This window comes from Streptomyces anulatus (genome assembly GCF_014650675.1).
GTDB lineage: Bacteria > Actinomycetota > Actinomycetes > Streptomycetales > Streptomycetaceae > Streptomyces > Streptomyces anulatus.
In genome coordinates, this window is the sequence record NZ_BMVK01000027.1 from 16,723 (window position 1) to 30,896 (window position 14,174).

The 14,174-nt window shown below is 72.3% G+C and carries 9 protein-coding genes; 3 read left to right on the plus strand and 6 right to left on the minus strand.

Going from position 1 to position 14,174, the window contains the following annotated elements:
- Positions 1–73 precede the first annotated feature (73 nt).
- A complete protein-coding gene (locus tag IE272_RS36840) occupies positions 74–2,095 on the plus strand; it encodes a PIG-L family deacetylase (RefSeq protein WP_190010077.1) in 2,022 nt (673 codons plus the stop codon).
- A gap of 148 nt (positions 2,096–2,243) precedes the next feature.
- Positions 2,244–2,969, plus strand: a complete 726-nt coding sequence (locus tag IE272_RS36845; protein ID WP_047178284.1) for a S1 family peptidase — start codon at positions 2,244–2,246, stop codon at positions 2,967–2,969.
- A gap of 96 nt (positions 2,970–3,065) precedes the next feature.
- On the opposite strand, the gene IE272_RS36850 is transcribed toward IE272_RS36845, so the two are convergent.
- From IE272_RS36850 to IE272_RS36870, 5 genes are all read right to left on the minus strand, one after another.
- The gene (locus IE272_RS36850; RefSeq protein WP_047178283.1) at positions 3,066–3,668 is read right to left on the minus strand and encodes a response regulator transcription factor; all 603 of its coding nucleotides are present in this window, start codon (positions 3,666–3,668) and stop codon (positions 3,066–3,068) included.
- Complete coding sequence (locus IE272_RS36855) at positions 3,637–3,900, minus strand: hypothetical protein (RefSeq protein WP_229898026.1); 264 nt, start codon at positions 3,898–3,900, stop codon at positions 3,637–3,639. Before IE272_RS36855 ends, IE272_RS36850 begins: the two co-directional genes overlap by 32 nt.
- Positions 3,897–4,451 carry a hypothetical protein gene (locus IE272_RS36860; RefSeq protein ID WP_229898028.1) on the minus strand — a complete coding sequence of 185 codons (555 nt, stop codon included), beginning with the start codon at positions 4,449–4,451 and terminating at the stop codon, positions 3,897–3,899. The genes IE272_RS36855 and IE272_RS36860 overlap by 4 nt, the downstream gene beginning before the upstream one ends.
- A gap of 3 nt (positions 4,452–4,454) precedes the next feature.
- A complete protein-coding gene (locus IE272_RS36865; RefSeq protein ID WP_190010051.1) occupies positions 4,455–4,949 on the minus strand; it encodes a hypothetical protein in 495 nt (164 codons plus the stop codon).
- Positions 4,950–5,016: 67 nt separating this feature from the next.
- Positions 5,017–11,229, minus strand: a complete 6,213-nt coding sequence (locus IE272_RS36870; protein WP_373304237.1) for a DNRLRE domain-containing protein — start codon at positions 11,227–11,229, stop codon at positions 5,017–5,019.
- Positions 11,230–11,618: 389 nt separating this feature from the next.
- Between IE272_RS36870 and IE272_RS36875 the strand changes: the two genes are divergently transcribed.
- Entirely contained in the window at positions 11,619–12,779 is a 1,161-nt protein-coding gene (locus IE272_RS36875) for a sensor histidine kinase (protein WP_107103483.1), read from the plus strand.
- 102 nt (positions 12,780–12,881) lie between these two features.
- Here IE272_RS36875 and tuf read toward each other — a convergent pair whose 3' ends face one another.
- Positions 12,882–14,075, minus strand: coding sequence for an elongation factor Tu (tuf, locus tag IE272_RS36880; protein WP_007445914.1), 1,194 nt, complete (start codon positions 14,073–14,075; stop codon positions 12,882–12,884).
- Positions 14,076–14,174: the final 99 nt, after the last annotated feature.

The following is a 14,174-nucleotide window of genomic DNA, read 5'->3' on the forward strand; positions in this document are numbered from 1 at the left end:
CGCTGCGGGGGAAGCGGGAGCGGACAGGGTGCGCGGCGTGGTGGATCGATCTGTCCTGTCCCGTGCTGCACGGATGCCCCGGCGCGCGCTCCTCCTCGCGGCCACCGCGACCGCCGCCACCGCCGGATGTGCCGTGACGGCTCCGCGGCGCCGCGGTCCGATGCCGGACCCCGCCCCCGGCCTGGCCATAGCGAGCGGCAGGCGGGCGCGGCTGATGCAGGTGCTGGCCCACCCCGACGACGACCTGTACCTGATGAACCCCGACACCCGTGAGGCCCTCGACGCCGGGACCCCGGTGGTCTGCGTCTACCTGAGCGCGGGCGATGCCGACGGCCTCAACAAGGTCCCCGGGGCCCCGCGCCCGAAGCCCGACCATGCCGCGTACTCCTCCGCCCGGCAGCAGGGCCTGCGCCAGGCGTACGCCGAGCTGCTCGGGCTCGGCCGGTTCACCCCCTGGCAGAGATCGGTGCTCACCCTGCGCGGCGGCCACCGGGCCGAGCGGAACGTCCTGGCCGCCGGGGTCCGACGGGTCGAGCTGGTCTTCCTCAACACCGCGATGCACACCGGGCGCGGCCGCCTCGGGCTGCCCGGCCTCTGGGAGGACCGGCGGCTGGTGCTGCGTACCGTCGTCGCCGACGACTCCCCCTTGCAGAAGGCCGGTTCGTATACGTACGAGTCCCTGATCGACGTCCTCGTCGGGCTGCTGGAGCAGTACCGGCCGACCCTCGTGCACACCCTCGACCCGGACCCCGACCTCCGGGACAGCAGCGAGTACGAACGCCTCCGGGACAGTGAGCAGCGGGGGTACTCCGACCACGCGGACCACACCCCGGCGGGGTGCTTCGCCTGGGCGGCCCTGATCCGCTGGGTGGCGGCGGCGACGGGGCGCGGGGAGCCGGTGCCCGGGTTCGTCGTCACGGCGTTCCGGGGGTACTACAACCACCACTGGCCCAAGAACCTGCCGCCGAGGGTGCTGGAGCGCAAGGCCGCCCATCTCGTCCCGTACGGCGGCGCGCCCGACTGGGAGTGCGGCAACCCCTCGGGCTGCGGCGACTACAACATCGGCGGCGACCGGCCGCTGGCCAGCCGCAAGGGCTGGGTCCGCTCCACCCACCACCGCTACCCGGGCACCCGGGCCCGGGTCGCCTCCGGGGCGGAGGGCCGGCTCACCGTCTACGGGGTGCTGGGGCTGCGCGCCGTCCGGTGGCGCGAGAGCACGCCCGGCAGCGGGACCCTGGACGCGCCGGACGACCTCGGCGGCGGTCCGCTCGCCCCGGTGCTGGGCTCGGCGACGACGTCGGACGGCCGGCACCTGCTGTTCGGGCTGCGGTTCGCGGAGCTCTCGGGGCACGGCTCGGACAACGAGCGCGAGATCGTGCTGCTGGAGCAGCGCTCGCCGGACGGCCCCTTCCGTGCCTGGCGGGGGCTGGGCAACCCCGCCGCCCACGGCGGCCACGGACGCCGTGTCGGCACGCCCGTCGCCGTGGCCGCCCCGGACGGCCGCGTCCACCTCTTCGTACGGAACGCGGAGAAGGGGCTGAGCACCCGGGTCCGGGACGCGGGCACCGGGCGCTGGAGCGGGTGGCGGGATCTGGGCGGCGGCGAGGTGCAGGACGGGCTGACGGCGGTCGTGGACACGGCGGGGCGCGTCCATGTGTACGCGGCCGGGCACCATGCCGTGCACCACTGGACGCAGGACGCCCCGGGCTCGGACGTCACCGCCCGTACCCAGCTCACCGAGGCCCCCGTTCCGGCGCACGCGCCCGGCGCACTCCCCGCGCCCGACGGGTCCGTGGAGCTGTACTACCGGCCGGCCGCCCGGGAACGGCTCGCCGCCGTGCGGACCGGTCCGGCCCCCGCGCCCCGCTTCGGCGGGTACGGTCCGGTGACCGCCGCCGCCTCGCCGGGCGGGCCGGTCCTGCTCGGCCGTTCCGCGGAGGGCCGGATCCAGCTGCGTACCGCCGAGGGCATCGCCGTACGGTCCCGGGGACCGTACGCCCTGGACGGAGTCGCCCTCCACCTCGGCGCGGTGGACGGGCGGCCCGCCGTCGTGGGGTTCGGGCCGGACGCCGCGCCCTGGGTGTGGCGTCCGTAGCAGCGGACGCGTTCGGCCCAATTGCCGCTCCATAAAGCCGTGTTATACCCAAACGCTAGTACCCCGGCCTCGTCGCGCTCCGGCACCCTGTTGCCCACCATCCCCCACGGACACGCCCACCCCAGCGTGTCGCGCGAAACGAGGAATCATGCGTATATCCAGGCTCGTGCCCGCTGCCGCCGCCGCAGCGGCCTGTGTCCTCGCCCTCTTCGCACCGTCCGCCTCGGCCGCTCCCGAGGCCCCGCTCCAGGACGCCCCGCCCCCGACCACCCAGATCATCGGCGGCGGTCAGGCGTCCAACGCCCCCTGGGCCGCCCGCCTCTTCTCGAACGGCAGAGAGACCTGTTCGGCGACGATCATCGCGCCGACCTGGATCCTCACCGCCAAGCACTGCGTCACCGGCGGCGGTCTGTCGTTCCGCATCGGCAGCCTCGACCAGCACAGCGGCGGTGTCGTCGCCAACGGCGCCCAGACCTACACGCACAGCTCGGACCTGGCGCTGGTGCGCCTGGACCGCTCCGTGCAGGCGACCTACTCCCGCCTCGGCTCGCCCGGCTCGGTCAGCGTCGGACAGAGCGTCCAGGTCTGGGGCTGGGGCGCCACCTCGCAGTGCGGCTCCGAGGCCAACTGCCAGTCCCGCTATCTGAAGGTGGCCAACGTGACGGTCACCGGCGGCTGCGGTGACGCGTACGGCGGCTCGGCGATCTGTGCCCGCCGCGGCAACGGCATCACCGCCGGCGGCGACTCCGGCGGCCCGATGACGGCCAACGGCATCCAGGTCGGCGTCGCCTCGACCAGCGACCGGCAGACCACGACCGCGTACACGAACGTCACCGCGTACCGGTCCTGGATCCAGTCGATCGCAGGCGTCTGACCGACCCCACCGGCCGGGACGGCGGGCACCTGACGGACCCGCCGTCCCCGTGAACCGTAGGGCCCCCTTACCTCGCCGCCCTGAGGTACCGGGGCCCTACACCCAACCCTGGTCCTTCGCTATCCGCACGGCGTCGACGAGGGTGCGCGCGTGGAGCTTCCCGACCGCCGACGAGAGCCTGTTGCGGACGGTTCCCACGCTGAGGAACAGGTCGGCGGCGATCTCCCGGGAGTGCGCCCCGCCGGCGGCCAGCCGGAGGGCCTCGGCCTCCTTGTCGGTGAGCGGGCCGGAGCCGGCCCGCTCCTCCCCGTGCATCCGGGGGTCGATGACCCGGCCGCCCGCGGCGATCCGCCGGATGGCGTCGGCGGTCCGCGCCGGAGTGGTGCTCTTGAGCAGATATCCGGCGGCCCCGGCGGCCAGGGCCCGGCGCAGATGACCCGGGCGGTCGAGCGCGGTGAGCATCAGCACCCGGCAGGCGGGCAGCCGTTCCACGAGCCCGGCGGCGACCGTGATCCCGTCCGCCCCGGGCAGATCGATGTCGAGCAGGACGACGTCCGGACCCAGCCTCTCCGCCTCGGCGAACGCGGCCGGACCGTCCGCGGCCTGGCCGACCACGTCGATGCCCAGCTCGGCCGTCAGGAGCGCCGTCAGTCCTGACCGCACCACGTCATGGTCGTCGACCACCAGCACCTTGATCACGGACCCGATTGTCGCAGGCCACCCGGGTTCCCCGGGCTGCTTCGGCCACCGGCGCACCCCGGCGCACGAGCCGGACCGCCGCCACGGAACCGATCAGCGCGGGCAGGAACAGCACCAGCGCCCCGGGCCCCGCGAGCACCGAGGTCCCGGCCGCCGCCGCGTACACCGCCACCGCCAGCGCCCGGACCGCCGCGATCTCGATCCCCGCCGCCCTCGCCGGCCTCCGCGTCACCGCGTTCCGCACCTGTTTCCGCACCCGCCGATCCGATCACGCCGGGACGGGTCGGAAGGAGTGACATCTTCACGTGGTCGAACGCACCGCACCGCGGGCGACAGGAACGCGAAAGCGGCCGTCGCGCCGGCCAGGACCAGGGAGGGGGCCCCGGTCAGGTGGTCGCCGACGGCGGAGAGCAGCCGGGCGGGGCGGTCGCCCTCGACGAGGACGCCCACCGCCAGGGTCAGCAGGCCGACGGCGACGGCGGTCGCCGCGAGCACCACCAGCAGCGCGCCCAGCCGTGCCGCGGGACCGGCGGGCCGCAGGTCGCGGTCCGGTCCGACGAGCACGGGCGTGAGGCTGCGCGCCGCGACCGGGCGGATCACGACGAGCCCGGCGTAGAGCGCGTACTGCCACCAGGCGACGTGCTCGGTGAACTGCTCGGCGAGGCCGATGCCCCTGACGGCCGCGGCGCTGGTGTTCACCACCATCACGATCCAGGCGGTGACGGCCGCGTGGGCCACCCGGTTGGCGAGCCGCGCTCCGCGCGCCTCTTCGGTCGTGTCCATTCCTCAGCTCTCCGTGCGCGGCGCCCCTGGCCGGCTCCGCTCCCGCTGCTGCCCCCGGTCTCCGAAGAAGGGCAGCAGGATCGGCGACAGCAGGCAGTACAGCGCCGACGCGGCGAGCAGCGCCGGACCTTCCGCGGAGCCGAGGAAGGCGCCGAGCACGGCGCCGACGGACGCGCCGCCGAACCAGGCCGCCAGGACCACCGCGAGGATCGTCGCCCCCCAGTGGAAGACGAGCGTGCGCAGCCGGTCGGAGAGCCGGCCCGGGCGGACCTCCGCGTCGGCGGCTATGAGGACCGGCCACACGACGGGCGAGAGCGCGCAGTAGAGAAGGACGACCGCCATCGGGATCGGGGCGGCGCTCGCCAGAACCTCGAAGTACCCCTCGTCCGCCCCCCGTTCTCGGGCCTTCACCAGGTCGATGCCGCAGACGAAGGCGTACAGCGCCCCCGCCGTGCCCGCCACCGCGACGCGGTTGGCGGGCCTGTTCCCTTTCCTCAAGGGACTTCCTTCCTGTTCCGAGGACGCGCCGGACCCCTCGGTGGGGCCCGGCGCGTCCATCCGTCGGCTAGCGGTGGGAGAAGCCCGAGCATCTGCTCGCCGAGGACCGGCGGCCCAGCCCGTAGGCGAAGCCCGTCAGGGATCCGTACGCGGCGCCGTATCCCGCATAGGTGCCCGACCCGCGCGGGCCCGACCGGTAGTAGCCGTAGGCCGCCCCGCCGAGGGTCATGAGGCCGCCGCCCTGGAGGCCGCAGCGCAGCCCCTGCCGGCCCCGGTTGGCCGCCCGGCCCCAGCTGTAGCGGGGCGCTCTGCGGTGCTTGCCGACATAGCGGGCGCGGCGCATCGACTTACCCCACTTGTAGCCGCGATAAGCGTACTTGGCCGCTTTGTAAGCCTTCTTGCAGTAGCGGAAGCACGCGACCGCGGCCCGGACCCCGAAGACGACGAGGGGCACCCACTGCCCGTCGAGGTCGAACTTGTTGACGGGGTCGGCGTAGCCGTACTCGTAGGAGTTGGCGCTGCCGCCGTAGACGGGGTCGGTGGAGAGGAAGCGGCCCGTGACCGGGCTGTAGAGGCGGACGCCCATGAGGGTGAGACCGGTCAGGGTCTCGGCGGAGCGCTGTTTGGCGCCCAGCCAGCCGTAACGGGCCGGTGTCTGCTCCGCCCGGGCGTTGCCGTACTCGTCCGCGTCCAGCGCCGTAGGCGCCACGGAGGCGTCGAGGGGCAGCATGAGCGCCACGTCTCCGTGCAGCGTCGAGAGCTGGAGCACGGTGCCGCCGGACTTCTCCGTGGTCGCCGCCAGGTCCCCGGCGGCCGACCCGACGTTGCGGGTCAGCTCACCGGTGGTGGCGTTCTCCACGATCCAGCGGGGGTTGTCCCCGTCGCCGTCGTAGTGGTTGACCTTGGACTCGGCCGGGGTCCACGTGGAGCCGGCGCCGGTCTCGACCTTCCAGGAGCGGAAGCGCAGGCTCGCGTCCAGGTACCAGGTCTGCCGCCGGCCGTCGGCCGTCTGACGGTGGACGAGGTCGTTGGCGTGGTAGCCGACCGTGGCGCCGGGGAGCGCCGTCGTACGGCCGAAGGCGTCGTAGGCGTAGCCCGTGTCGACCAGCCGGTCGGCGCTGTCGTAGCGGTGGCCCACCGTGGTTCCGCCGCTCGCGGGGCAGTCCGCGCCGGGGGCTCCGACCGCCGTGAGCAGCGACGTCCGGTTGGAGCGCCGGTCCAGGGTGTAGGTCCGCCGGATGCATTCCCCGTCGACGGTGTCCTCGACCCCGGTCAGTCTGCCGGACGCGTCGTAGCGGTAGCGCTGGTCCGACCAGCCTCCGTGGGTGGAGACCTGGCCATGGGTGTTGCGCGTGATCGAGTCGGTGAAGACGGTGGTGCCGTCGCCGTCCCGCGTGTAGGTGCGGCCGATCGCGGTCCCTGTGGGGTCTTCGGAGATCCGGAGCGTGTAGCCGCCGGGCAGCTTCTCCGTCTCGGCCGAGCCGTCGGCGTCGTAGGTGGCGCGGAAGGCGCCGGCGACGGAGTCGGTCTTCGTGGTGAGGAGACCGCGCGGCTCGGCCGTGTGGTCGTAGGCATACGTCACCGTGGATGGAGCGGAGTCCGTCTCCCTGGCCTTTCGGTCGAGCAGGTCGTACTCGGTCCGCGTGACCCCTCCGTCGGCGTCCGTGTACGAGATCAGCCGGCCCAGCAGGTCGTACGCGCTGGTGATCGTCCCGCCCGTGGGTGAGGAGACCTCGACGGTCGCCCCGGTGGCCGGGTGGTACGCCGTGGTGGATTCCGGGACGGCCTGGCCGAGGCCGCCCGTCACTGTCTCCCTGATCTTGCGTCCGGCGGCGTCGTACGTCGTCGTGGTCGTGCGGGAGACCCCGTCGACCTCGTCGGTGACCGTGGCGGGCCGGCCCCAGCGGTCGTACTCCGTCGTGGTGTTGGGCAGTTTGGCCGGGTGGCTGCCGCCGCCGGTGATGTCACCGGCCGGGCCGGTCCAGCACGGCTGGTCCGCCCATTCGGGCCGGCCCTTGCACCAGCCGGTCCCGGTGGCCGACCAGTACGCGGTGATCCGGCTGGCCGCGTCGTTCCCGGTGCCGCCCGGCAGGACCTGGGAGGTGACCCGGCCCTGGTCGTCGTACCCGGTGCTCGTGATGATGTCGAGGCCGCCGGGGTCCTGGACGGTCAGCGTGGGCAAGCCCTTCACCCAGTCGTACTGGGTCTGGGTGAGACGCTTCTCCCCCATGACCCCGTAGTGGTCGCGGACCCGGACCCCGGTGACGGCGAGCGTCAGCTGGTTCTTCGCCCTGGCGGTGCCGTCGGTGGGGCGGCCCTCGTCGTACTCGTTGACGGTCCAGGCCCGGGCCGGCACCGAGGTACCCGCGCCCACCAGGAGCGTGGAGCCCTCCTTGAGGTCCTCGGAGAGGTCCACCCGGTGCAGCGGGCCGAACTGTTCGGTCTTGCGCACCCCGCCCTCGTCGTGGACGGAGAGCGTCGACAGCAGCTGTGCGCGCTCGGCCGAAGGGATAGCGCTGATCCCCAGGTCGGTGAGGACGGCCTGCCGCGCCTCGCCCGCGCCCAGGGCCAAGGCCCGGTTGGCCGCGGTCAGTTCCCGGACCGTGTTGCCGAAGCGGTCGTACTCGGTGGTGGTGATGTGCCCGCCCGGGGCGGCGGTGTTCACCGTCCGGCCGGAGGCGTCGAGGTAGGTGACGGTGGCCCGCGCGTAGGCGCCCGCCGCGAGGTCCGCGCCCGCGTGGGAGGCGGGCGGCGCGTCGGCCGGGAAGACGGCCGTGGCGTCGCTGGGCGCGTCCGTCTGGCCCCAGGCGCGGACCGCAGCCGTGCCGAGGGAGTGCGGGGCCCCGGCGCCGGTGACGGGTACGCCGTACACGATGCCGGTGACGGCGGCGCCCTCCACGGTGGCCGCGGTGCCCTGCTTCAGCGCCTGCCGCGAGGACGTCAGCAGCATGCCGTCACCGGGGGCCGTACCGGCTCCGGCGTTGCCGTAGGTGAAGGTGTACGGGAGCAGGCCCTGCTGCTGGAGCCAGGTGACCCGGCCACCGTAGTAGGCGTACTGGGTCTGGGACGCCTGGCTCAGCCGGGGGTCCCACTGCTGCCGCAGGCTGCCGTTCGTGTCGTAGCGGTAGGTCGCCACCGAGGTGGCCGTGGCGGCGGTGGCGCCGGGGTCGGTGGCCCAGACGCGGATCTCGCGGACCTGGCCGGCGAAGTCGCCGAACTGGTCGTTGTTCGCCGTGCCGGTGGCGGTCGTGGCCGTCGCGTAGACGAACTCCAGGACCTTGCATCCCCTGGTCGCGGGGGTCGTCTCGCACGCGGCGGTGGTGGCGGCCGTGGTCGGGGCGATGATCCGCTTCGGGCGGGCCAGCTTCCTGCCGCCGACCGTGACGGTCTCGGACACGACCTTGGTCCCGCTGTTCGTCAGGCCATCGTCCAGGACGCTGGAGACCTGCCAGGTGGTCGCCGCGGCGTCCGCCCTGGTGAAGGTGGTGACCGTCCCCTCCGTGTCGGAGAGCGTGAACGTGCCGGTGACGCCGCCCTTGAGGGTCAGGTCCTCGGAGCCGGGCTCCGGGACCCATCCGTTCTTCGCCGCGTTGGCGGTGAAGTGGATCGCGTCGCCCTCCTCCAGGACCACGTCGACCGCGGTGTCGGAGATCCGCCGGACGTGGCTGTAGTCGGACTCGGTGGCCTCGGCGGCGGTGCCGGAGACCCACTCCTTGCCGAAGATCGCGGCCTGGCCCTCCTGGGAATCGCCCCGGTTCGGGGTGCGGGAGGCGGCCGTACGGGACACCGACAGGTCGAAGACCGAGACGTCGGTCTCGGAGAGCGTGTAGTTGCCGGTGAGCAGGTTGACCGAGCCGGGACCCACCTCGGTGGTGGCGGCGCCGTCCGCGTTGCGGTCGACGACCGCGGTCAGCGGGGCGGTGCTGCCGGACACGGCGTTCGGGCCGGTGAAGTCGGCCTTGAGCTGGACCGTGCCGTCGGGGTCGACGGTGTCGGTGGCGTTCCAGACCAGCGGCTCGTTCCGGCCGTTCGTCAGCGGGACCGGCCACGCGGCGAGCGCGCTCCCGCCGGAGGTGACGTCCCGGGCAGGGATCCGCACCCAGGGATCGGCCTCGGAGCGTCGCCAGGAGAAGATGACCGCGGTGTACTTCCCCGCCTCGGCCTCCGCCGTCAGTGGCAGTCGGCGCGCCGTCCGCTCACCCTCCGAGGGCTGAACGAAGCCCCCCGATCCGGCGTGGAAGAGATACTCGGCCGTTTCGGACCTGTTGTCCGCCCGGTCGACGGCCCGAACCTGGAGGGTGTGGCTGCCGTTCTTCGGCGGGGCGACGGTGATCGCCCGGTTCGCGGCGGCCCCGCCGGTGCTGACCTTGGTCCAGGTAACCCCGTCCAGAGTCCATTCCAGCCAGTTGTGGTCGCTACCGGCGGGCGGGGTCACCGTGAAGACGCCCGGCTGCCCCTCCCCCTTGACCCACTGGCCTGCGGGGTAGTCCGTGGAGACGATCCGCGTCGGGGCAGACGGGGCCTTCGTGTCCACGGTGAAGGTCTTCCACGCCGACCAGCCGGTGTTGTAGTGGGTGCCGTCGTAGGGGCTCGTACGGAACTTGTACGTCTTCCCCTCCGCCAGCACGCCTGCCGGGACGGTGACCGACGCGGCCTGGCCGGAGGGGACGAACTTCGACACGATCGGGTTCCCGACCTGTGTGTTCGTGGCGTTGTCGAAGATCTGGAAGGTGCCGTTGACCTTGTCGCCGTCCGCGTCCACGAAGGTGTCGCGCAGCGTCGGCGTCAGCGTGTTGACCATGTACAGGCCTGTGTAGGAGAAGAACGGCGGACCGGCCTCCTGCTTGGTGCCCGTACGTGGCCGGAAGTTGTACGTCACCGTGAGCTTCGGCGGGTTCTTCGCGGCGTTGGCGGAGTTGACTCGCTTCCACTGGGCGACGGTGGTCTCGCTCTTGGCCCGGATGCCCAGGTGGCCGCGGGTGGCTTTGGCCCCGGCCCACTCCTGGGCCAGCGTGGTCACGTTCGCGTTGATCCAGCCGTCGGGCTGGGACGCGCAGCCGGCGTTGCCGCGCGTCTCGGTGGACTCCGCCTTCATGGCGGTCATCGTCGGCCGGTTCGTCCACCGGCTGGCCGTCGTCGCGGCCGGCGAGGACCAGACCTGCCACGGCTGTGCGGCGCAGGTGGTGTTGGCCGAGTGGAAGTTCCACAGGCTCAGCTTCGCGCTGGAGACCAGGGCGTCCGCGATGGGCGCGGTGTTCCAGGTGATGAAGGACTGGGCGGTGCGGGGGGTGCCGTTCGCGTTCGTCGTCCCGGGGTTGCCGAAGTCGAGCTCGACGTCGGTGGACCAGTCCCGGGTCTCGCCCTGCTGGACGTAGGTGTCGAAGACGTTCGACAGCGAGGAGGTGGAGGGGTCGACCGTGACCGGGTACCTGGTCTCGGGGTCGGCGAGGAAGCCGGAGTCAGGAGTGACCACCAAGTCGACGGCGCCCTTTCTCTCCACCACCTTCATCGCCACCGGCACCCGGCGCGTGTGCTCGCCCGACACCTCGTCGACGGTGGAGTCCCACATCACCGGTGCGGGCATCACGGCCCGCTTCCTGTTCTTCCCGTCGGTGAACAGGACGCTGCCGTCGGGCTGCTCCTTCGCCTTCAGTCCCTCGGCCTTGAGCGGCAGGGTGTACGTGTAGTCCTCGGCCGGACGCTTCTTGATCTCGACGTACTGCTCGAAGCCGGTGCGGGTGGCCTCGACGATCACGTCCGCGCCGGGCAGCGCCTCGGGGTACGTGGCTCTCGTCCCGTCCAGTTCGGGGGCGGGCAGACCGCCCCGCCACTGGAGGGTGATCCGCTCGTCGCCCTCGCCGAGGGTCACCAGGTCCCGGGCGGGGGCCCGGTCGGCCTCGGTCAGGGAGCGCGGCAGCCTGCCGCCCTCACCCCCGAGCCTCAGCCCGCCTGGATGGGCCTTGGCCTCGACGCCGTCGGCGGTCTCGCGGAGCTCGACGTCGATGTCGGTCCAGGAGCCGTTCTCCTCGAAGCGGACCGGCCCCGACGACAGCTCCGTGGTGAGGGACCCGTTCTTGTTCACCCAGGTCGTGGAGGTCTCGGTGCGCTCGGACAGCGCCTCCACACGGGTGCCGGACAGCCTGGCGGCGACCTTCGCCGAGAGGATGTCCGCCGCCTCGGAAGGCGCCGGAGGCACCTCGGGCACCGGCTTCTCGGCGGCGGCCCGGGAGGACTGCGGTGCGAGGGCGACGGCCTGGCCGCTCTCCGTCAGCAGGGCCATCTCTGCCGCCAGCACCAGGGCGGTGGTGAGGGCGATGCGCGGCAGTATCCGTCTTCGCCGCTGAAGGGCCAACGACGAGCCCTCCCATCCGGGAGCGGGCGGCAGGTTCTCCGACACGTGGGCACCTCTCTGTTGTCGTGATCACGAAACAGAGGTGATCCAAGCAAGGCGGCCGGTGCGGAGAAAGTGAAGTCTTCACGATCTGCCCACACTTCTCCGGGCCGTCCGAGCCCACACGCGAGCCGTGGTCACCGCCCGGACGGTCCGGGGCCGGCGGAGCGTCCCGCTGCGGGAGAATCGACCGGGATCCACCATGAAGCGGGAGACCGGGGGGGGACGACATGCGGGGTACAGCACGCCCTGGAACAGGTGCGCCGCAGGGCTTCGGGGTGGCCATCGGAGCGCTGGCCGTCCTGGTGGTCGGGTCGCTCGCACTCGTCGCCCTGGAGGTGGCGTCCTCACCGCTCGGCAGGCGTACGGTGGTCGCCGGCCTGACCGTGCTGGTGCTGATGCCCGCGGTCATGCTGGGCCAGTACGCTCCGCCTCCGTACCGGCTGCCCCACCGCCGACGGTGGTGGCTCCTGCTCGTCCAGGCGGTGCTGACCTACTTGCCGCTGCTGCTCTTCAACTACCGGTGGCTGAGTCTGCTGGGCTTTCTCGCCGGGGCCGTCCTGCTGACCCTGCCGCCGAACGCCTCCGTGCCCATCGCCCTGGCGGTCGGCGTCAGCGGCCCCGTGCTCTCCACCACCGACCTGATCACCACCGACCGCAGCCCGCTCAGCATCCTGCTCAGTACGGCGATCACCGCGAGCACCGTCTTCGCGGTCGCCCACCTGGCACTCCTCGCGGCCCGGCTGGGCGCCAACAGGGAACACGCCGCGCATCTGGCGGAACAGCGCGAGCGGGCCCGCATGCAGCAGGACCTGCATGATCTGGTCGGCTCGTCGCTGACGGCGATCGTGCTCCAGGGCGAGGTGGCGCTGCGCGGCGGCGGTACGCCGGACTCCTCGTCGCCCGGGCGCGAGCGGGAGCGCGGTGCGCTGACCGAGATCATCGCCCTGGCCCGGCGGCTTCACGACGATGTGCGGTCGATCAGCCGGCCTGACGACGGCGACCTCTCCCTCTCCGATGAACTCGCCCACGCCCAGCGGGTCCTCGCCGCCTCCGGTGTGGAGGTGCGGACCGTACTGCCGCCGTGGGCCGAGCCCGATCCGGCGGTCGTGGGCTGTCTGCGGTTCGTGCTGCGCGAGGCGGTGGGCAATGTGCTCCAGCACAGCCGGGCCACCTCGTGCGAGATCGCCCTGCGGGCGGACGGCGGGGAGATCCGGCTCACCGTCCGCAACGACGGTGCCGCGGAGGGGAGGGCCACCGCCGACGCTCCCGGGCGTCACGGCACGGGGCTGGCAGGACTGGCCGGCCGGGTCCTCGCTCTGGGCGGCACGTTCGCCACCGCGTGCGAGGACGGGGCCTTCACCCTGACGGCCTCGGTGCCGGCCGCGTCGGCAGCGGACCGCCCGTCGCGCACGGCGGGCCGGGCCCCGGCCCCGTAACCCCGGCGGCTCCGCACACGGCGAAGGGCCCCGCACCTCTTTCGAGGTGCGGGGCCCTTCTTGCAGCTCAGTGAGCCACCAGGTCCAAGGACCAAGCAGAAACTACTTGATGATCTTGGTGACCTGGCCGGCGCCCACGGTCCGGCCACCCTCACGGATGGCGAACTTCAGGCCCTCTTCCATGGCGACGGGCTGGATCAGCGAGACGTCCATGAGGGTGTTGTCACCCGGCATGACCATCTCGGTGCCCTCGGGAAGGGTCACAACGCCCGTCACGTCCGTGGTACGGAAGTAGAACTGCGGGCGGTAGTTGTTGAAGAACGGGGTGTGACGGCCACCCTCGTCCTTCGACAGGATGTAGGACTGCGCCTGGAACTCGGTGTGCGGCGTGACCGAGCCGGGCTTGATGATGACCTGGCCGCGCTCGACGTCCTCGCGCTTGATGCCACGGAGGAGCAGACCGACGTTCTCACCGGCCTGGCCCTCGTCGAGCAGCTTGCGGAACATCTCGATGCCGGTGACCGTGGTGGTGGTCTTCTCGGTCTTGATACCGACGATGTCGACGGTCTCGTTGACCTTGAGGACACCACGCTCGATACGACCGGTGACGACGGTGCCACGACCGGTGATCGTGAAGACGTCCTCGATCGGCATCAGGAACGGCTTCTCGACGTCACGCTCGGGCTGCGGGATGGACTCGTCGACGGCCTTCATCAGGTCGAGGACGGTCTGGCCCCACTCCTTGTCGCCCTCAAGGGCCTTGAGCGCCGAGACCTTGACGACCGGAAGGTCGTCGCCCGGGAACTCGTACTCGGAGAGCAGCTCGCGAACCTCGAGCTCGACGAGCTCCAGGATCTCCTCGTCGTCCACCATGTCGGCCTTGTTCAGGGCGACGACGATGTAGGGGACGCCGACCTGGCGGGCCAGGAGGACGTGCTCCTTCGTCTGCGGCATCGGGCCGTCGGTGGCCGCGACCACGAGGATGGCGCCGTCCATCTGCGCCGCACCCGTGATCATGTTCTTGATGTAGTCCGCGTGACCGGGGCAGTCGACGTGCGCGTAGTGACGCGACTCCGTCTGGTACTCGACGTGCGCGATGGAGATGGTGATACCGCGCTGGCGCTCTTCGGGAGCCTTGTCGATCTGGTCGAAGGCCGAGGCCTCGTTCAGGTCCGGGTACGCGTCGTGCAGCACCTTGGTAATGGCGGCCGTGAGGGTCGTCTTACCGTGGTCGATGTGACCGATGGTGCCGATGTTGACGTGCGGCTTAGTCCGCTCGAACTTTGCCTTCGCCACTGGGGTCCTCCTGAGTGGTTCTGTACGCCTTGCTTCATCGGCGCCAGGTGATCTTTGCTGGGGTGCCGGCGCCGGGGGCATTCCGCACAGTGCTGACGC